At 63.2% G+C, this 18839-nt stretch carries 15 protein-coding genes; 14 read left to right on the top strand and 1 reads right to left on the bottom strand.

The annotated features are described in order from the left end of the window. Positions 1–62: 62 nt before the first annotated feature. The gene (locus tag RG836_RS08020) at positions 63–617 is read right to left on the bottom strand and encodes an RNA polymerase sigma factor (RefSeq protein WP_310844617.1); all 555 of its coding nucleotides are present in this window, start codon (positions 615–617) and stop codon (positions 63–65) included. Between the two features lie 361 nt (positions 618–978). Between RG836_RS08020 and RG836_RS08015 the strand changes: the two genes are divergently transcribed. From RG836_RS08015 to tssK, 14 genes are all read left to right on the top strand, one after another. Further along, positions 979–1902, top strand: coding sequence for an anti-sigma factor family protein (locus tag RG836_RS08015; RefSeq protein WP_310844641.1), 924 nt, complete (start codon positions 979–981; stop codon positions 1900–1902). A gap of 49 nt (positions 1903–1951) precedes the next feature. Next, positions 1952–3049, top strand: a complete 1098-nt coding sequence (locus RG836_RS08010; RefSeq protein WP_310844615.1) for a catalase family peroxidase — start codon at positions 1952–1954, stop codon at positions 3047–3049. A gap of 102 nt (positions 3050–3151) precedes the next feature. Then, positions 3152–4171: a type VI secretion system protein TssA gene (tssA, locus tag RG836_RS08005; RefSeq protein ID WP_310844613.1), complete on the top strand. Its 1020-nt coding sequence runs from the start codon at positions 3152–3154 to the stop codon at positions 4169–4171. Between the two features lie 61 nt (positions 4172–4232). Then, a complete protein-coding gene (tssB, locus tag RG836_RS08000) occupies positions 4233–4751 on the top strand; it encodes a type VI secretion system contractile sheath small subunit (RefSeq protein ID WP_310844612.1) in 519 nt (172 codons plus the stop codon). A 90-nt stretch (positions 4752–4841) separates the two neighbouring features. Next, on the top strand, positions 4842–6338 hold the full coding sequence (gene tssC / locus RG836_RS07995; RefSeq protein WP_310844611.1) for a type VI secretion system contractile sheath large subunit: 1497 nt from the start codon (positions 4842–4844) through the stop codon (positions 6336–6338). A gap of 87 nt (positions 6339–6425) precedes the next feature. Next, entirely contained in the window at positions 6426–6908 is a 483-nt protein-coding gene (locus RG836_RS07990) for an Hcp family type VI secretion system effector (protein WP_310844610.1), read from the top strand. Between the two features lie 113 nt (positions 6909–7021). Next, positions 7022–7540, top strand: a complete 519-nt coding sequence (gene tssE / locus RG836_RS07985) for a type VI secretion system baseplate subunit TssE (RefSeq protein ID WP_310844608.1) — start codon at positions 7022–7024, stop codon at positions 7538–7540. Next, positions 7537–9414 carry a type VI secretion system baseplate subunit TssF gene (gene tssF, locus RG836_RS07980; protein WP_310844607.1) on the top strand — a complete coding sequence of 626 codons (1878 nt, stop codon included), beginning with the start codon at positions 7537–7539 and terminating at the stop codon, positions 9412–9414. Before tssE ends, tssF begins: the two co-directional genes overlap by 4 nt. Continuing rightward, positions 9399–10445, top strand: a complete 1047-nt coding sequence (tssG, locus tag RG836_RS07975) for a type VI secretion system baseplate subunit TssG (RefSeq protein WP_310844605.1) — start codon at positions 9399–9401, stop codon at positions 10443–10445. Before tssF ends, tssG begins: the two co-directional genes overlap by 16 nt. Further along, complete coding sequence (tssH, locus tag RG836_RS07970; protein ID WP_310844604.1) at positions 10438–13104, top strand: type VI secretion system ATPase TssH; 2667 nt, start codon at positions 10438–10440, stop codon at positions 13102–13104. The genes tssG and tssH overlap by 8 nt, the downstream gene beginning before the upstream one ends. After that, positions 13101–13790, top strand: a complete 690-nt coding sequence (locus RG836_RS07965; protein ID WP_310844603.1) for a ribosome-inactivating family protein — start codon at positions 13101–13103, stop codon at positions 13788–13790. Before tssH ends, RG836_RS07965 begins: the two co-directional genes overlap by 4 nt. Before the next feature lie 88 nt (positions 13791–13878). Continuing rightward, positions 13879–15840, top strand: a complete 1962-nt coding sequence (locus tag RG836_RS07960; RefSeq protein ID WP_310844602.1) for a type VI secretion system Vgr family protein — start codon at positions 13879–13881, stop codon at positions 15838–15840. 39 nt (positions 15841–15879) lie between these two features. Further along, a complete protein-coding gene (gene tagH / locus RG836_RS07955; RefSeq protein WP_310844599.1) occupies positions 15880–17463 on the top strand; it encodes a type VI secretion system-associated FHA domain protein TagH in 1584 nt (527 codons plus the stop codon). Positions 17464–17507: 44 nt separating this feature from the next. Then, positions 17508–18836 (top strand): type VI secretion system baseplate subunit TssK, encoded by a 1329-nt coding sequence (gene tssK, locus RG836_RS07950; RefSeq protein WP_310844597.1) that lies wholly within the window; start codon positions 17508–17510, stop codon positions 18834–18836. The last annotated feature ends 3 nt before the right edge of the window (positions 18837–18839 follow it).

The raw sequence follows: 18839 nt of genomic DNA, 5'->3' as shown, positions 1-18839 counted from the left end.
CGGCATCTGTGAAAGGGGAGGCAAGATCGATGACGATGCAACCAGTGCAACAATCCACGGATTCAGCGAGAAGTGTCGGCTTCATGCCGAGGGCGCGGCAAGGGCTTCTTGTCAGCCGGGTTAAACAACGCGCCGATCGCTTGTCGCGCGCGGGACAACCGACTCATCACGGTGCCCATGGGCACGTCGAGGATTTCCGCCGCTTCTTTGTAACTGAACTGTTCTACGCCTACCAGCAACATCACTTCACGCTGGGCCTCGGGCAGGCTGTTAACGGCCGACAGAATCTGGTGGTGCATCAGGTCGGATTCGGGCGTGGAGGCTTCCGGGTCGCTGACCGTGTCGAGGATGTTTTCGTCCCAGTCGGAACGCGAGCGGCCGCGCACATTGCGCGAGCGCAGTTCGTTGATCCAAGTCGAATGGACGATCGAAAACATCCAACTGAGCACCGAGCTGTCAGGCTGGAATTGGTGGGCACGCTCCAGGGCTCGGACGCAGGCGAGCTGGACCAGATCTTCGGCGTCATGTTTGTCGCCCGTAATTCTCAGAGCGAATGCCCATAAACGCGGCAATAGTCCTGGGAGGAGTGCCGGTAAATCCGCACCGGTGATCGACATAGTTCCTCTTTTTTATAGCGTGGTGCCTGGGATGGAGACAGTGAGTGTGAATACTCGTCAACACGCCGTACAGGGCCGTGTTCTTCCATTGGCGCTGGGGCACCCGGTTTGTAGCTCAATCGATACAGTGCGGGATTGTGCCATCCTCAAAGACAAAAACCTATCCACATACGCCGGTACACAAAACATTTATACTGCGCCTTTAGACAAGGTTTGATTTGGAGCACATTACAGCGTTTACTGCTGTTGGGCCGCGCCAACTGATGCCAATATAATGGCTAGTGCGTGATGAACAAACGATGTCCGGCTCACGAGGCTGTAAGATACGTGTAATGAAAAATGGAGATGATAAGTGACCACCATGGTAGCGGATGACGCTTTGCTTCTGGCATATGTTGACGGCGAGCTGTCGCCGCAGCAGTGCCAGGAAATCGAGCAACTTATGGAGGATTCTCCAGAAGTGGCCGAGCGCGTGTTTCGCTTGATGGCGTCGTCACTGCCGTACCCCGAAGCCTTCGCTCGCCAAGCGATTCCACCGGTGCCCGAAAGCCTGGTGCAGAAAATCGATGCGTTGTCGAAGCAAGCCGTGCCGACGCAACCGCTTGCACAGCCGCAATCGGCTCGCCAGTCTGCGGCGCCTGCCGCCAGCCTGTTCCATCGGCTGTTCGGTCAACCGCGCCTGGGTTGGCTCGCCGTTGCGTTTGCCACCGGTGCCACGTGTTATGGCTTGGTGCTGCAAGCCGGCTTTCTCGGCAGCGCCGCGCGCAGCGACAACCAGGTGCAGGCGCCAGTGGTGGCGCAGAACCAGCCGTCGCCCTGGGTGCAGCAAGCGGCGTCGTACCAGCAGTTGTACACTCGCGACACAGTCAATCTGGTGACACCCGACGCGGGCATCGTGGCCAAGACGGTCAGCGATATTCGCCAGGTCGATGGTCTGGCCCTGCGGATTCCTGACCTGAGTTCCGCCGGCTTGACCTTCAAAGGCGTGCAACGCTTGCGCTTCAATAAAAAGGCGCTGGTGCAATTGATCTATTTGCCCGCCAATGGCGCGCCGATTGCGCTCTGCGTGATGAAAGAACCCAAGCCAGATCAATCACCTGCGCAAATGCGCGTAGCCGAAATGAACGTTGTGGTGTGGCGACAGTCTGAACTGGGCTACGCCCTGATCGGTGAGCCGGAAGGGGTTGATCTCAACGCCGTCGCTCGCATGGTCGCGGACCGCAGTGCTGGCCAGTTGTTTGCTGTGCGCCCTGCGCCGTTATGGATAGCTGATACGCGCGAGTAAGACCGCAGGAGGCGGCATCGCCCTTGATGCCGGACTCCTGGACGTTTCGATGAACAATAAAAAAATCACGCGTATCGCTGCCACTGTTGTGGCATTTGTCATTTTACTGGTGTGCTGTGGCGCCGCCGTCGAACATCCCGATTGGCCGCCACTGCTGTCGACCTCTCCCAGCGCCACAGAGATCGTCGACGAGTTCGAAGCGGTCTCCGGTCCGCATCCCGGCTTTCGCCGCAACCACGCCAAAGGCGTTTGCGTCAGCGGTCAGTTCGAAAGCAATGGCAACGCTGCCAGTTATTCCAAAGCCTCCTTTTTCAAACCAGGCACCTACCCAGTGATCGGGCGTCTATCGATCGTCGGCGGTGATCCGGCGATCAATGACGCGCGTGGCAATCTGCGCAGCCTGGCGTTGCAGATGAGCGCGGGTGATGAAACCTGGAAAACCTCGATGAATTCCATTCCAGTGTTCCCGGTGAGCACCCCCGAGGCGTTGTTCGAGCAACTGCGCGCCTCGGTGCCTGACAAAACCACCGGCCGCACCGACCCGTTGCGCGTCCAGGCGTTCCGCGACCAGCACCCGGAAACCCAGGCTTTCCGTGAATGGCTGGACCAGCATCCGCCATCCTCCGGCTATGACAACGGTACCTATTACAGCGTCAACGCGTTCCGCTTCGTCGATGATCGGGGCAGGGCGCACACCGTGCGCTGGAGCATGGAGCCGGAAGCCGCTTACGCCCCGCAGTTCGACGGCTCCTTCGGCAGCAGCGATCCGGACAAGTTGCTGTATTCCCTGGCCGCTCGCCTGGAGCAGGCACCGGTGCGCTGGCACCTGATCATTACCCTCGCCGAACCCGGTGACCCCAGCGATAACGCTACCCGCCTGTGGCCCGCCGAACGTCGGCGCATCGATGCCGGTGTGCTGGTGATCGACACCCATCAATCCCAAGTCGACGGTCCTTGCCGCGACATCGACTTCAACCCGCTGGTGCTCCCCGCCGGCATTCAGCCCTCCGACGACCCGCTGCTGATGGCCCGTGCCGCCGCGTACGCCGAGTCGCGCAATCGGCGCTTGCGCGAGTCCCGTTCGCCGCATCTCGACCACACGAAACCGTCCCCCGCCGCGCATTTCGAAGCCTACGAACCGCTCTGAAGAATTTTCTGAAAGTTTTTTCCGTCCCGGCGGAATAAAGCCCGGTGATCGGTTGTTATACCCCCAAGCAGTCAAGAAACAGACGACGCAAGGGGTATTCCGATGGACGATTTCGCAGGGTTGACGACACCGCTTGACGACGCTGCGCCGTGCGGCATCAGTGTCGAATACGATCCTGAGTTCCTCGCGCTGGAAGAACAGGCTCAGGGCAAGCCGGAAGTCGAGTACGGCAGCACCTTGACCCTGGCTACGCCGCCAAACTGGGCAACGGTCAAGTCCCTGGCCCTGTCGTTGGCGCAGCGCACCCGGGATCTGCGGATCGCGCTGTACCTGACCCGCGCCGAACTCAACCTCAGCGGCATCAGAGGCCTGGCCGCCGGCCTGACGCTGATCGAATCCCTGCTCGAACAGCATTGGGACCAGGTGCATCCGCAACTGGACGCCGACGACGACCTCGATCCGCAATTGCGGGTCAACATCCTCGCCGGTCTCTGCGATGACCGCGGCTTGCTGCAAGACCTGCGCGTCTCGCCGCTGATCCGAAGCTCCGCGCTGGGCGATTTCAGCCTGCGCGACATCGACCTCGCCACCGGCGAACTGGCCACCCCGGCCGGCACTGAAGCGCCTTCACTGGCGGCCATAGAAGGCGCGTTCCAGGAAGTCGGCCCGGTGATCCTCGCCGCCACGGCCGCGGCCCTTGACGATGCCTTGGCCCGCAGTCGCCGCATCGAACAACTGCTCACGGATAAAGTCGGCGTTGGCCAAGCCATTGACCTAAGCGCTTTGCCAACGCTGTTGAAGCGCGCTGCTGACTGGGTCAAGCGCCATCTGCCGGAACAAGCGTCGGTCGAGGAGGGCGCAGTGCCTGGCACAGCGTCGGCTGCCAGCGTCGTCAACGCTCCGGCGCCGCGCGGTGAGATCAACAGTCGTGAAGATGTGCGGCTGATGCTCGACAAAATCTGCACCTATTTCGCCACCCATGAACCTGCCAGCCCGGTGCCGCTGCTGTTGCAACGTGCGCGCAAGCTGGTGGACAAGAGTTTCATCGAGCTGTTGCAAGACCTGGCGCCGGAAGGCCTGGCGCAATTGAAAGTGGTCAGCGGCCTGCGCGACGACAGCTGACATGACCGATAGATACGCATCCACAACGCCCTTGGCGTCACACACTCACCGGAGGTTTCCCATGGCAGAAAGCAGTCAGAAATTCATAGCGCGCAACCGTGCCCCCCGCGTCCAGATCGAATACGACGTGGAAATCTACGGCGCAGAAAAAAGCGTGTCGTTGCCCTTCGTGATGGGCGTGTTCTCCGACCTCTCGGGCAAACCTGCCGAGCCGCTGCCGCCGGTGGCCGAGCGCAAATTCCTGGAAGTCGACGTCGATAACTTCGACGAGCGCCTCAAGTCGATGAAACCACGGGTCGAGTTGCAAGTGCCCAACACTCTGACGGGCCAGGGCAATTTGCCGGTGGACATCACCTTCGAGAACCTCGACGACTTCAGCCCGGCGGCCATCGCGCGCAAGGTGCCCTCGCTCAACGCGTTGCTCACCGCCCGTAGCCAGTTGTCGAACCTGCTGACCTACATGGACGGCAAGACCGGCGCCGAGGAGTTGCTCGCTCGTTTGCTCAGCGAACCGGCCTTGATGCAGGCGCTGAACTCGGCACCGGCAGCGGCACCCGCGCCAGAAGCTGAACCCGAGTAACACCCCCGGCAATACCTTTTTGAAACCCTCATCCGCTGGGCCTGTCTGGCCTCGGCAGGTGGAAGCTTTGCCCGAATTCAAGGAATAGCCATGTCTACCAGCGAATCCCAAGCGTTGACGCAAACGGTTGCGACCCCCGATCTCGCGGTCGCCGACTTTGCCAGCCTGCTGCAAAAAGAGTTCAAGCCCAAGACCGATAAAGCCAAGGACGCCGTCGAACACGCGGTTCGCACCCTGGCTGAACAGGCCTTGCAAGACACCCATTTGGTGTCCGGCGATGTGCTCGGCACGATCGAGGGCCTGATCGCCGAGCTCGATCGCAAGCTGACCCAGCAGATCAACCACATCCTGCACCACGAGCAGTTCCAGTCGGTGGAAAGCGCCTGGCGCGGCCTGCATTACCTGGTCAGCAATACCGAATCCGACGAGACCCTGAAGATTCGCGTGATGAACATCTCCAAGTCCGAAGTGCACAAGACCTTGCGCAAATACAAGGGTGTGGCCTGGGACCAGAGCCCGCTGTTCAAGAAGCTCTACGAAGAAGAATACGGCCAGTTCGGCGGTGAGCCGTACGGCGCGTTCGTCGCGGATTACTACTTCAGCAACAGCGCACCGGATGTCGACCTGCTGACGCAAATGGCCAAGGTCAGCGCCGCTGCGCACTGCCCGCTGATCGCAGCGGCCGATCCGAGTGTGATGCTGATGGAATCCTGGCAGGAACTGGCCAACCCACGGGACCTGACCAAGATCTTCCAGACCCCGGAACACGCTGCCTGGCGCGCCTTCCGCGAATCCGAAGACTCGCGTTACGTCGGCCTGGCCATGCCGCGCTTCCTGTCCCGCGCGCCTTACGGTGCCAAGACCAACCCGGTGGACGATTTCGATTTCGAAGAAACCACCGATTCCCCTGGCAGCAAGGATTTCACCTGGGCCAACGCCGCTTATGCGATGGCGGTGAACATCAACCGTTCGTTCAAGCGCTATGGCTGGTGCTCGCAGATTCGCGGTATCGAATCCGGCGGCGCCGTGGAAGATTTGCCGGTGCACACCTTCCCGACGGATGACGGCGGCGTCGACATGACCTGCCCGACCGAAATCGCCATCAGCGACCGCCGCGAAGCGGAACTGGCGAAGAACGGCTTCATGCCGCTGGTGCACAAGAAAAACAGCAACCTCGCCGCCTTCATCGGTGCGCAGTCGATGCACAAACCGGCCGAATACGACGACCCGGACGCCACCGCCAACGCCAACCTGGCCGCGCGCCTGCCGTACCTGTTCGCCACCTGCCGTTTTGCGCATTACCTCAAGTGCATCGTGCGCGACAAGATCGGCTCGTTCAAAGAACGCGCCGACATGCAGATCTGGCTCAACAACTGGATCGGTCGCTACGTCGAGCACAACCCGGCCACTGCCACCGAGTCGGACAAGGCGCGCAAGCCGCTGGCCGGCGCCGAAGTGGTGGTCGAGGAAGTCGAGGGCAACCCCGGTTATTACAACTCGCGGTTCTACCTGCGCCCGCACTACCAGCTCGAAGGCCTGACCGTGTCGTTGCGCCTGGTTTCCAAGTTGCCATCCACCAAGAACTGAGGCCCGGGAGCGTCCTGCGCGGACGCTCCTGCCCTGTGATCACAATCCCGTTGCACCTCAAACACTGACATTTGAAAGGTACTGAACATGATCCTGCTCAACTTCAAAGGCAAACAAATCAAAGGCACCTCGACCGTCTCGGCGCACACCGACTGGATCACCGTCGACGCCATCCAGATGGGCGTCGGGCGGGCCATTTCCACCAGCGGCGGCGGTGCCGACCGTGACACCAGCAACCCGTCGTTCTCGGAAATCACCCTGACCAAATCCACCGACCTGGCGTCCTCGGACCTGTTCATGGAAGCGGTGTGCGGCAAGAGCCTGGGCGTGGCCGAAGTGCATTTCATCCAGACCGGCGGCGCCGAGAAGAAGGAGCAGGTGTTCCTCAAGCTCGAACTCGAGGAAGCCATCATCAGCTCCTACTCCGCCAGCAGCAGCGGCGAGCGCCCGAGCGAAACCTTCACCATCAACTTCACCAAGATCAGCTACCAGTACGACTCCTTCACTGGCGACACCGTGAAAACCGGTACGCCGAAGAAGTGGGACTTGGAAGCCAACGCGAAAATCTGATCGGCGCCTGGCGCTGTGTCATGGCAGGCCGATGCTGCGGCGTCGGCCTTCTGATCCTAACGGAGGTGTGTCGATGAGCCCGATCCAATTGTTCACTGCGCGGAAGCCCGTTCATGGCTGAGTTGACCAGCAAAGTGCGCCTGCAGCCGTCGTTGCTCGATCGCCTCAGTGACGATGCCACGCACGAGCCGCAGGAAGCACGCGAGAAGCGGGTGCTGTCGATGCGCGGTTTGCGCAAAGCGGTGCTGCGCGACCTCGGCTGGCTGCTCAACAGCACCAGCCTGGGCAGTGTGCAACCGCTGGAGGCGTACCCGCTGACCGCACAATCGGTGCTCAATTTCGGTTTGCCGGACCTGTCCGGGCGCACGGCCACCGGTCTCGATCGCGGTGAACTGGGCCGACGCATCCGCCAAGCGATCTGGGATTTCGAACCGCGGATACTGCGCGACAGCGTCCAGGTGGTGCCGGTGTTGCCCGCCGATGCACACGCCAGCCACAACCATGTCGCTTTCGAAATCCACGGTCAGCTCTGGGGCCAACCCTTGCCGGAACGCCTGTACCTGAAGACTGAACTGGACCTCGAAGCCGGCGATGTGCGGGTCTTCGACCTTGAAGCAGGCTTGGCCTCATGAATGCCCGACTGCTGCGCTACTACGAACGTGAACTCCAGCACCTGCGGGAAATGGGCGGTGAATTCGCCCGTGATTACCCGAAAGTGGCCGGTCGCCTGGGCCTGGAAACCTACGCCTGCGCTGACCCTTACGTCGAACGTTTGCTGGAAAGCTTCAGCTTCCTCGCCGCCCGCGTACAACTGAAGATCGACGCAGAATTCCCGCGTTTCACCAACCACTTGCTGGAGCTGGTGTACCCCCATTACCTCGCACCCACGCCGTCGATGGCGGTGGTGCAACTGCAAGCCGACACTGAAGAGGGCAACCTCGCCCAAGGCTTCACCGTGGCGCGCGGCAGTGCGCTGAGCAGTCAACTCGGCAAGGGTGACCAGACCGCTTGCCAGTGGCGCACCGCCCATGACGTCACGCTGTGGCCGATCGAGATTGCCGAGGCACGCTACTTCGCCTGTTCCGGCCAAGTAGGCGGCGTCGACTTGTCGCGCCTCGGCCCGGTCAAGGCCGGTTTGCGCCTGCGTCTTCGGGTCGGCGCCGGGCTGATGTTCAACGAAATCGGCCTCGACCAGTTGCCACTGCATTTGCGCGGTGGCGACGCTTTGCCGGGGCGTCTGCTCGAACACCTGCTGAGTCAAGCGGTCGGCATCCTGGTGACGCCCGTGCAGGACGCCAATCGCTGGCACGAAATCCTGCCCAAGTCGTCGATCCGTACCTTGGGGCACAGCGATGAAGAAGCACTGCTGCCGGTCGGTCCAAGGACCTTCCAGGGCTATCGCCTGCTGCAAGAGTATTTCGCTCTGCCGCAGCGCTTCCTGTTCGCCGAAATCGGCGGTCTGGGCAACGCTGTCAGCCGTTGCGAGAGCACGCAGATCGACATCACTGTGCTGTTCCGCAGTTTCGAGCCGTCGTTCGAACAAGTGGTCAGCGCGGCCAATTTCGCCCTGCATTGCACCCCGGCGATCAACCTGTTTCCCAAGCGCGCCGACCGCGTGCACCTCAGCGATTTGCAATCGGATTACCACGTCATCCCCGATCGCACGCGACCGATGGATTACGAGATCTACCAGATCCAGGGCGTCACCGGTTACGGCAGTGGCGCCGAGCCGGAGCAGACCTTCGCCTCGTTCTATCGCAGCAACGATCTGCAAGGCACCACACCGCGCAACGCTTACTACCAGGTGCGCCGCGAAAGCCGACGGCTGTCCGACCAGCAACGCCGACAAGGGCCGCGTTCCAGCTACGTCGGCAGCGAGCTGTTCCTGTCGCTGGTGGATGCCCGGGAAGCGCCGTACAGCACCGGCCTGCGCCAATTGGGCATCGACACCCTGTGCACGAACCGCGACCTGGTACTGAGCATGCCGGTGGGCAGCGGCAAGACGGATTTCACTGTGGAGTCCGGTGCGCCGATCCGCGCCGCCCGTTGTGTTGCAGGGCCCACCGTGCCGGCGGCGTCCCATGCCGAGGGCGAAACCGCGTGGCGCCTGGTCAGCCACTTGTCGCTGAACTACCTGTCGCTGCTGGACCAGAATCCGGAGGAGGGCGCAACGGCCCTGCGCGAGATGCTGCGCCTGTACTGCGGCAGCGAAGACTCGTCGGCGCACAAGCAAATCGAAGGCCTGCGTTCAGTTACCGCCGAAACCATCGTCCGGCGCCTGCCGCTGCCGGGGCCGATCACCTATGGCCGCGGCTTGCAGATCAGCGTGCTGTTCGACGAAAGCGCCTTCGAAGGCAGCGGCGTGTTTGTGCTCGGCTCGGTGCTGGAACAGTTCTTTGCCAAGTACGTGTCACTCAATTCGTTCACCGAGACGCTGATCAAAAGCGTAACCCGTGGACTGATCATGCAATGGCCGACGCGGGTGGGACGATGCGAGATCCTCTAGCCCTGCTTGAACGCCTCGAACAGCAACCGGCGGCGTTCGACTTCCACGGTGCGCTGCGCCAGCTCGAATGTGCCTACCGCGACCTGCCGCGCATCGGCCAGGCCCGCCTTCCGGCCGACGAAGCGCTGCGCTTCGGCCAGCCGCCGTCCCTGGCGTTCGAACCGGCCATGCTCGCCGGCCTGCAACGGGGTGATGACGGCCAGGCGCCGCGTTTGTTGGTCAACCTGTTCGGCATGCTCGGCGCCAACGGACCGCTGCCGGTGCACCTGACCGAATACATCCGTGATCGCCAACGCAATTTCAGCGATCCAACCCTGGCGCGCTTTTGCGACATTTTTCACCATCGCATGATCAGTCTGTTCTACCGCGCCTGGGCCAGCGCGCAACCGGCGGTCAGCCTCGACCGCCCGCAGGAAGATCGCTTCGCCGATTACCTGGCGTCGCTGGTCGGTCTCGGCATGCCATCGCTGCGCGGTCGCGACGCCGTGCCGGATATCGCCAAGTTGCACCATGCCGGGCGCCTCAGTCCGCACAACCGCAACGCCGAAGGTCTTGGCGCCTTGTTAAGCGATTTCTTCCAGGTGCCGGTGCAGGTGCAAACCTTCGTCGGCCACTGGATGACCTTGCCCGCCGACGGCATTGCCCGTTTGCGCAGCGGTCCGGACGCCGAGGTACTGGGCATGACCACGGTGCTCGGCAAAAAAGTCTGGAACGCCCAGCACAAATTCCGCCTGGTGATCGGCCCGCTGGACCTGGCCCAGGCCCACAGCCTGCTGCCCGGTGAACCCGGCATGCAGCGGCTCGAAGCCTGGGTCCGGCAGTACGTCGGGCTGACCCTTGAATGGGACGTCAACCTGATCCTGCGCAAGGAGCAGGTCCCCGGTTTGCGCCTCGGCCGCGAGGCGCGGCTGGGCTGGAGCAGTTGGCTGAGCAGCAAAACACCTGATCGGGACGACCGCCAATTGGTGGTCAGCCCACGCCGCCTCGCGGCACCCGCACCCACTTCATCACGAGGACCAGACCATGGCTGATATCAGTCGCGTTGCCCTGTTCGGCAAACTCAACCCGCTGTGCTACCGGGCCATCGAAAGCAGCACGGTGTTTTGCAAATTGCGCGGCAACCCCTACGTCGAACTGGTGCACTGGGTGCATCAACTGCTGCAACTGAGCGACTCGGACCTGCTACGGATCGTCGGCCACTACGACATCGACCCGGCCGTCCTGACCCGTGACTTGACGACTGCGCTGGACCGCCTGCCACGGGGCTCGACGTCGATTTCCGACCTGTCGTCCCAGGTCGAAGAAGCGGTGGAACGCGCGTGGGTCTACGGCACCCTGATGTTCGGCGAATCGCAAGTGCGTTCCGGGCATCTGGTCATCGGCCTGCTGAAAACCCAGACCTTGCGCAATGCTTTGCTGGCGATCTCGCCGGTGTTCGCGCGGATCAAGGTCGAAGACCTCGGCGAACGTTTCGCCGAATTGCTCGACGGTTCGCCGGAAGCGCAAATGCAGGCCAGCGACGGTTTCCAGGTCGGCGCGCCAGGCGAAGCGATTGGCGCCACTGCGCCCGCCGCCATGGGCCGCCAGGAAGCGCTCAAGCGCTTTACCGTCGACCTCACCGAGCAAGCGCGCAGCGGCAAGATGGACCCGATTGTCGGTCGCGACGACGAGATCCGCCAAGTGATCGACATCCTCATGCGTCGCCGCCAGAACAACCCGATCCTGGTCGGCGAGGCCGGGGTGGGCAAAACCGCCGTGGTCGAAGGTTTCGCCCAGCGCATCGCCCGTGGCGACGTGCCGCCGAGCCTCAAGGACGTGCAACTGCTGGCCCTCGACGTTGGCTTGCTGCAAGCCGGGGCAAGCATGAAAGGCGAATTCGAACAGCGTCTGCGCAACGTCATCGACGAGGTCCAGGCCAGCGCCAAACCGGTGGTGCTGTTCATCGACGAAACCCACACCCTGGTGGGTGCCGGCGGCGCGGCCGGCACTGGTGACGCGGCCAACCTGCTGAAACCGGCGCTGGCCCGTGGCACCTTGCGCACCGTCGGCGCCACCACCTTCGCCGAGTACAAAAAACACATCGAGAAAGACCCGGCCCTGACCCGGCGTTTCCAGACCGTGCAGGTCGACGAGCCGGACGAGGCGCGCGCCTTGCTGATGTTGCGCGGCATTGCCGAGACCATGCAGCAGCACCATAACGTGCAAGTGCTGGATTCGGCGCTGGAAGCGGCGGTGCGCCTGTCCAATCGCTACATCCCGGCGCGCCAGTTGCCCGACAAAGCCGTGAGCCTGATCGACACCGCGTGTGCCCGCGTCGCGATCAGCCTGCACGCCACCCCGGCCGAGGTCGACGACTGCCGCCGCCGCATCGAATCCCTGGAAACCGAGCTGGGCATCATCGAGCGGGAAACCGCGATCGGGCTCGACACCAGCGCCCGCCGCAATGCCGTGGACGCGCTGCTGGTGGATGAACGGGTGCGCCTGGATGACCTCGACGGACGCTGGGATGCAGAGATGAGTCTGGTCGAGCAAATCCTGCGCTTGCGCGGACAGCTACGTGACATCGAAGAAACCGCAGAGCGCGAGACCCGTCTGGTGGAGCTGCGCGAGTTGCAGGACCAGTTGGCCGAGCAACAGGGCGAACACCCGCTGGTGCTGCTGACCGTCGACGAGCAAGCCGTGGCCTCGGTGGTGCAGGACTGGACCGGGATTCCGGTGGGTCGCATGGTCAAGAACGAAATCGAAAACGTGCTGAACCTGGCCGAGCGCCTGTCCCAGCGCATCATCGGCCAGGACCACGCGCTGGAAATGATCGCCCGGCGTATCCAGACCTCCCGCGCCGGCCTCGACAACCCGGGCAAACCGGTGGGCGTGTTCATGCTTGCCGGCACCTCGGGCGTCGGCAAGACCGAAACTGCCCTGGCCCTGGCCGAGGCGTTGTACGGCGGCGAGCAGAACGTCATCACCATCAACATGAGCGAATACCAGGAAGCGCATACGGTCTCGACTCTCAAGGGCGCGCCGCCGGGTTATGTCGGTTACGGCGAGGGCGGTGTGCTGACCGAAGCGGTGCGCCGCAAGCCCTACAGCGTGGTGCTGCTCGACGAAGTGGAGAAGGCCCACCCGGACGTCCACGAATTGTTCTTCCAGGTGTTCGACAAAGGCTGGATGGAGGACGGCGAGGGCCGGGTGATTGACTTCAAGAACACCCTGATCCTGCTGACCACCAACGCCGGCACCGAGCTGATCAGCCGTGCCTGCCGCGATCCGCAGAACGTACCGCCGACCGAAGACATCGCCAAGGCCCTGCGCGCGCCGCTGCTCGACGTCTTCCCTCCGGCCTTGCTCGGGCGCCTGGTGGTGATCCCGTATTACCCGCTGAGCGACGCCATGCTCGGCAGCATCATTCGCCTGCAACTGGGGCGTATCGAGAAACGCATCGCCGACGGCCAGCAGATCCCGTTCACCTGGAGCAACGAGGTGGTCGAGCTGATCGCCAGCCGCTGCACCGAGCTGGAAAGCGGCGGGCGGATGATCGACGCCATCCTCACCAACTCGGTGCTGCCGGCGATCAGCAGCGAAATCCTCAACCGCATGCTGCGTAATGAGCCGGCCACCCAGGTGGCGGTCGGTGTGCAGGGTGGTGAGTTCAGTTATGACTTCGAGGCGCGCCGAGGAGAGACCGTATGATTGTCAAGATTCAGCTGACCTCGCAGAAGTGGGCCTATAGCGACTCCATCGCGCAACTGCGCAGCGTGCTGGCAATTGGTGGTCGTTCAGGTTTTCTTCGGCTCGACCTGGTGCTGGAGACCGGCGGTCCCATTGAGGCAAGCCTGCTGATGTCACGCAAAACCCTGTACATCGATGGGTTTCTCGCTAGAAACGGGACTTGGTATTACTTCTCCGATTCATTTCCCGATGCGCCGCATCGTCCGGTCGCACCGGGGCTGATCGAAGGCAAGGTGCAGTCTCTGAAGATGTTGGGTACCCATCCTGAAATGGGCACTCACAAAGAAGATACCCGGTTTGATTCTTCCACGCCGTTTGCGTTGCGTGACTTGAGCTCATTCACCGGCGGCAATGACTTGCACTTGCACAAGACCCTGTCGTTTGCAGCCGTGGCCTGTGCCGAGGCGGCGCGTTTCAAGGACGTGGAACACACCGTCGCGCGCCTGCTCAGCGGCGGTGTCAAAGAGTACAAGCCGATGGAAGACTGGCGGAACCTGTTCACCAAGTGGGAGGACTACACCGCCGCGGGCAGTGCGAAGGTTTGGGTCAAGCACATTCCCACCGAGGCCCCGGCCATAGTTGGCAGCCAGGCCAAGGGCTGGAAAATCAAGACAGGTAAAAAAGCAGGGGGCAGCCGTGTCGGATGAGCACAACGCCAGGGCTGCGTCCTGCGCCCTGACCACCTGCCACCCCGTGCTCATTGCGCGGGCACTTGCCCTTACGTAGACCGAACCCATGGCCACTACCCAGATCAACCGCGAAATCCAGGTCAAGTGCAGCCTCGGCGCCGACGTGCTGCTGTTCCGCCGCATGGACGCTCGCGAGGCGTTGTCCGAGCTCAGCGACTATCGCCTGGAGCTGTACAGCGAGCGCGCCGACCTGGCCATCGACGACCTGTTGTCGACGCCAATGACCGTCACCGTTGACCAGCCTGACGGCGGCAAACGCTACTTCAGTGGCCTGGTCACACGCTTTGAATTCACCGGGCGCCAAGGGCGCTTTTCGACCTATCAGGCGACGCTGCGGCCGTGGCTGTGGTTCCTGACGCTGGCCAGCGACTGCCGGATTTTCCAGAACCTCAGCGTGCCGGACATCCTCAAGAAAGTGTTCGCGCCGTACACCATCGCCGACGTCGACACTACCGGCCTCAGCGCCAGTTACAAGCCGTTGGTGTACTGCGTGCAGTACCGCGAGAGCGACTTCGATTTCGTCAGCCGGCTGATGGAGCAGGCGGGCATTTACTACTTCTTCAAGAGCGCCGCCGGGCGTCACACTCTGGTGCTAGCCGACTCCTACGCCGCCCATGCCACCAGCAAGGGCTACGAGACCGTTCGCTACTTGCCGGCGGAAGACCAGACCATGCGCGACAGCGAAGTCATCTACGACTGGCGCCAGAGCGGTCAGGTCGAATCCGGCGCCTACGTGCTGCAGGATTTCGACTTTGAAAAGCCCTCCGCCAATCTCCTGGTGAAGTCGGCGCAGGTGCGCTCGTACGGTCAATCGCGTCACGAACGCTACGACTATCCGGGGCGCTACATCGAGCGTGGGCAGGGCGAAAACTATGCCCGTACCCGGCTTGAAGCCTTGCAGAGCCGGTATCGCCGGATCACGGGCGCGACCCGCGCGCGTGGCCTGTTTCCCGGTGCGCTGTTCAGCCTCAGCGAACACCCGCGCGGCGACCAGAACGGCCAGGTGCTGATCCTCAGCGCGGTCTATCGGTTGTCCTCGGATCGCTACGAGCCGACCCCGCCGGACGATCCGGAACCGGTGTTGACCTGCGAATTCACCGCGCTGCCCAAACAACTGGAATTCCGTCCTGAGTGCCGCACGCCGAAACCGCTGATGCACGGCCCGCAAACCGCGATCGTGGTGGGCAAGCGCGGCGAGGAAATCTGGACCGACCCCTATGGCCGAATCAAGGTGCAGTTCCACTGGGACCGCGAAGGCAAGGACGACGAAAACAGTTCCTGCTGGATCCGCGTTGCCCAGGGTTGGGCCGGCAAGCGCTGGGGCAGCCTGTACACGCCGCGCATCGGCCAGGAAGTGGTGGTGAGTTTCCTCGAAGGTGACCCCGATCAGCCGCTGGTGACCGGCAGCGTTTACAACGCCGACACCATGCCGCCGATCAACCTGCCGGAGCAGGCCACCCGTTCGACCCTCAAGAGCAATTCATCGAAGGGCGGCGGCGGGTTCAACGAGCTGCGGTTCGAAGACAAGAAGGGCGCCGAACAGGTGTTCATCCACGCGCAGAAAGACCTCGACCAACGGATTCGCCAGGACTCGCTGGACTGGGTCGGCCGCGACCGCCATTCGATGGTCGCCAAGGATTCCCGCGAGCAGATCGGCGGTGACCAGCACCTGGTGGTCAACGGCGATCGCAACGAGAAGGCCGGCGGCGAGGTGTCGGCCAAGGCCGGCACCAACATGACCCTCGACGCCGGCCTGAAACTCGGCCTCAGCGGTGGCATGGACGTGCACATCAAGGGCGGCATGAACGTGGTGATCGAGGCGGGCGCGAGCATCACGCTCAAGGCTGGCGCCTCGTTCCTGACCATCGGCCCGGCGATCATCGCCTCGATGCTGCCGATTCCGCTGCCCCAGGCCTCCACCGCCGCCAACGCCCTGGTGCTGGCGTCGCGACCGAAGCCGACCGCCCCTCCGCTCAAACCCAAAGAGGCTGACGATGGCAAGAAGTAACCGCTCGCGCCGCCATCGCTTAACGCTCAGGAGACCGACATGCCTTTGATACTGCAGGTTACAAGCTACCGCGACCAGCCACTGACCGGGCGCTCCTGCGTGATCGCCTCCGGCACCTGCACTCTGGGCCGCGCCGAGGGCAATGACCTGGTGCTGGACGATCCCGGCAAGTACATCTCTCGGGTGCATGCCCGGGTCGAGAAACGCGGTGAGCTGTTCTACCTGACCGACATCGGCAGCAACCCAAGCGTGATCAACGATCGTTTGCTCGGCAATGGCCAGGAAACCGAATTGGCCGAGGGCGACCACATCATCATTGGCGAGTACACACTGCAAGTGCAGTTCAAGGACGACGGGCAGGTTGAGGACGACGGGCAGGTTGAGGACGACGACGCTGCGGGCCAGACCCAGAGTATGACCCTGGCAGTGTTCGAGCCTGCCGCCACGGCACCGCCCGTGCAGACAGCCCCTTCGATGCCGACGGTGGAAACACTGCCAGCGCCCAAGCCTTATCTCGCGCCGCTGAGCCCATCGGCCCACCAGCCGGATGCCCTCGCGGCGGCGCGGATTCTGGAGAACGGCTCGCTGATCGACGCCGAGCTGCCGCTGGCCGACCCCCTGGGGCTGAACCTGTTTGCCCAGGCCCACGAAGCGCAGATGCCGGGGCTGACCAGTGCCCATGAGGGACTGTTGCAACCGGCATTCCGTGGCGCGGAAAACGATCACCTGTCGCCGGAACAGCAGGCCCTGCCGCTCGCCGCGATCACGCCGAGCGTCGCGCCGGTCGCGCCGGCACCGGCGGCCATGCCGTTGCTGATCCCGGCGGACTACGATCCGCTGGCGGACTTCCTCGCCACGCCAGCCACCGCGCCGACGCCCGAACCGGTTATCGAGCCGCTGCCCGAACCCGTACACGAACCCGTACACGAACCCGAACCCGAACCGGTCACTCTCACGGAATCTCCGCCCGCCGAGCCGACCTTCATCAAACCGCCAGCGCCAACGCCAGCCCCGGTAGCCAGCGCCGCCAGCGACGACAGCGTGCTGCAAGCGCTGCTCGAAGGCCTCGGCCTGCCTGATCTGCGCACCAATCGCGAACCCCAAGCGTTGGCGCGCCTGGTCGGGGAAATGCTCCGCGAAGCAGTGGGCGGGACCATGGACGTGCTGCTGGCGCGGGCAATGACCAAACGCGACAGCCACATCGACATGACCATGATTGGCGCGCGCTCGAATAACCCGCTGAAGTTTTTCCCTAATCCGGAAAGCGCCCTGAGCCAGATGCTCAGTGCCGATGCGCCGGCCTACCTGCCCGGTGTCAGCGCCCTGGCAGCGGCGTTCGACGACCTCAAGGCCCACGAACTGGCGGTGATCGTCGGCATGCGCGCGGCGCTCGCGGAAGTGGTGCAGCGCTTCGAACCGGCGCGGATCGAACAGCGTCTCGCCGTGCCCGGCCGTTTCGACAAGCTGATGCCCGGCACCCGCAAGGCCCGATTGTGGGACCTGTTGACCGCGCTGTACGCCGACCTGGTGCGCGACGGTGATGAAGATGTGCAGCGCATCTTTGGCGAGAAATTCGCCCTGGCCTATCAACAACAAATCGCCCGGTTGCGCGCCGCCCGTTAGGCCGCGCCGCCACCCACGCCCACTCATTCAAGCGAGAACCGAACATGTCCTGGAACAGTAAAGTCGTCTGGTCAGAAGGCATGCTGCTGCAGCCGCAGCACTTGCAGCAACACGACCGTTTTCTGCAAGCACACCTTGAAGCCCGGGTCGGTGCCTTGCGTGCCTACGGCTGGGGCTTCAGCCGTTTTGAACTGGACGAACAGCACCTGGCGCTCGGCAAATTGGCGTTGAAGCGCTTCAGCGGCGTGCTGCCCGACGGCACGCCAGTGGGCCTGCCGTTCGACGAAATGCCCTTGCCCCTGGAGATCCCCGGCGAAGCCCGCGACATGACGGTGGTGTTGGCGCTGCCCACGCAACGGCACGGCGTGGCCGAAGTGGATGACCGCCCCAGCGCAGAAAATTTCGCCCGCCACCGCGCAGTGGAATACGAAGCCTGGGACAGCAATGGGCTGGACAGCAGTGCACTGATGACCGTGGGCAAACAGCGTCTGCGCCTGGCCTTCGAAAACGACGTGGCGGACGCCTACACCAGCCTCGGCGTGGCGCGGGTGATCGAACGCCGCGCCGACAAACGCGTGGTGCTCGACCTCGAATATTGCCCGCCGTGCCTGGACGTCAACGCGGCGCCGCTGCTAGTGAGTTTCCTCGAAGAACTGCTCGGCCTGCTGCACCAGCGCAGCGAAGCCATGGCCATGCGTTTGTCCCAACCCGGCGGCAGCGGCGCGGCGGAGATTTCCGACTTCCTGCTGCTGCAAGTGCTCAACCGTAGCGAGCCGTTGATACGGCACCTGGCGAGCATGACCGGGCTGCACCCGGAGGCGCTGTACCAGGCGCTGGCGCCGCTGGCCGGCGAACTGGCGACCTTCACCCGCCCGGACAAACGTAGCGCCAACTACCCGGTGTACCGCCACGCCGCGCTGGCGGAGAGCTTCGCGCCATTGATGGTCGATCTGCGCCGCTCCCTGGCCACGGTGATCGACACCCGCGCCGTACAGATTCCGCTGGAAGAGCGCCAGTTTGGCATTCGCGTGGCCGTGGTGCCGGATCCGCAACTGCTGCGCTCGGCCACTTTCGTCCTCGCCGTGCACGCGCAGATGCCTGCCGAAGCGGTGCGCAGCGGCTTCCCGCCGCAGGTCAAGATCGGCTCGGTGGAGAAGATCCGCGACCTGGTCAACCTGCAATTGCCGGGCATCGCCCTGCGACCGTTGCCGGTCGCGCCACGGCAGTTGCCGTTCCACGCCGGGTTCACTTACTTCGAACTCGATCGCGCCAGCGACTACTGGCAACAACTGAACAACTCGGCAGGTTTCGCCATGCACGTGGCGGGCGCGTTCCCAGGGCTGGACATGCAGTTCTGGGCGATCCGCAACTGAGCC

It is taken from the genome of Pseudomonas rhizozeae, assembly GCF_031583775.1.
Classification (GTDB): domain Bacteria; phylum Pseudomonadota; class Gammaproteobacteria; order Pseudomonadales; family Pseudomonadaceae; genus Aquipseudomonas.
Note: the sequence above shows the minus strand (reverse complement) of the source record. Positions and strands in the feature narration are given on the sequence as shown.

What these genes read in the sequence shown, in the direction of transcription:
- RG836_RS08020 (WP_310844617.1), bottom strand. Translation starts at nt 617, where the DNA reads ATGTCGATCACCGGTGCGGATTTACCGGCACTCCTCCCAGGACTATTG.
- RG836_RS08015 (WP_310844641.1), top strand. Translation starts at nt 979, where the DNA reads ATGGTAGCGGATGACGCTTTGCTTCTGGCATATGTTGACGGCGAGCTG.
- RG836_RS08010 (WP_310844615.1), top strand. Translation starts at nt 1,952, where the DNA reads ATGAACAATAAAAAAATCACGCGTATCGCTGCCACTGTTGTGGCATTT.
- tssA (WP_310844613.1), top strand. Translation starts at nt 3,152, where the DNA reads ATGGACGATTTCGCAGGGTTGACGACACCGCTTGACGACGCTGCGCCG.
- tssB (WP_310844612.1), top strand. Translation starts at nt 4,233, where the DNA reads ATGGCAGAAAGCAGTCAGAAATTCATAGCGCGCAACCGTGCCCCCCGC.
- tssC (WP_310844611.1), top strand. Translation starts at nt 4,842, where the DNA reads ATGTCTACCAGCGAATCCCAAGCGTTGACGCAAACGGTTGCGACCCCC.
- RG836_RS07990 (WP_310844610.1), top strand. Translation starts at nt 6,426, where the DNA reads ATGATCCTGCTCAACTTCAAAGGCAAACAAATCAAAGGCACCTCGACC.
- tssE (WP_310844608.1), top strand. Translation starts at nt 7,022, where the DNA reads ATGGCTGAGTTGACCAGCAAAGTGCGCCTGCAGCCGTCGTTGCTCGAT.
- tssF (WP_310844607.1), top strand. Translation starts at nt 7,537, where the DNA reads ATGAATGCCCGACTGCTGCGCTACTACGAACGTGAACTCCAGCACCTG.
- tssG (WP_310844605.1), top strand. Translation starts at nt 9,399, where the DNA reads ATGCGAGATCCTCTAGCCCTGCTTGAACGCCTCGAACAGCAACCGGCG.
- tssH (WP_310844604.1), top strand. Translation starts at nt 10,438, where the DNA reads ATGGCTGATATCAGTCGCGTTGCCCTGTTCGGCAAACTCAACCCGCTG.
- RG836_RS07965 (WP_310844603.1), top strand. Translation starts at nt 13,101, where the DNA reads ATGATTGTCAAGATTCAGCTGACCTCGCAGAAGTGGGCCTATAGCGAC.
- RG836_RS07960 (WP_310844602.1), top strand. Translation starts at nt 13,879, where the DNA reads ATGGCCACTACCCAGATCAACCGCGAAATCCAGGTCAAGTGCAGCCTC.
- tagH (WP_310844599.1), top strand. Translation starts at nt 15,880, where the DNA reads ATGCCTTTGATACTGCAGGTTACAAGCTACCGCGACCAGCCACTGACC.
- tssK (WP_310844597.1), top strand. Translation starts at nt 17,508, where the DNA reads ATGTCCTGGAACAGTAAAGTCGTCTGGTCAGAAGGCATGCTGCTGCAG.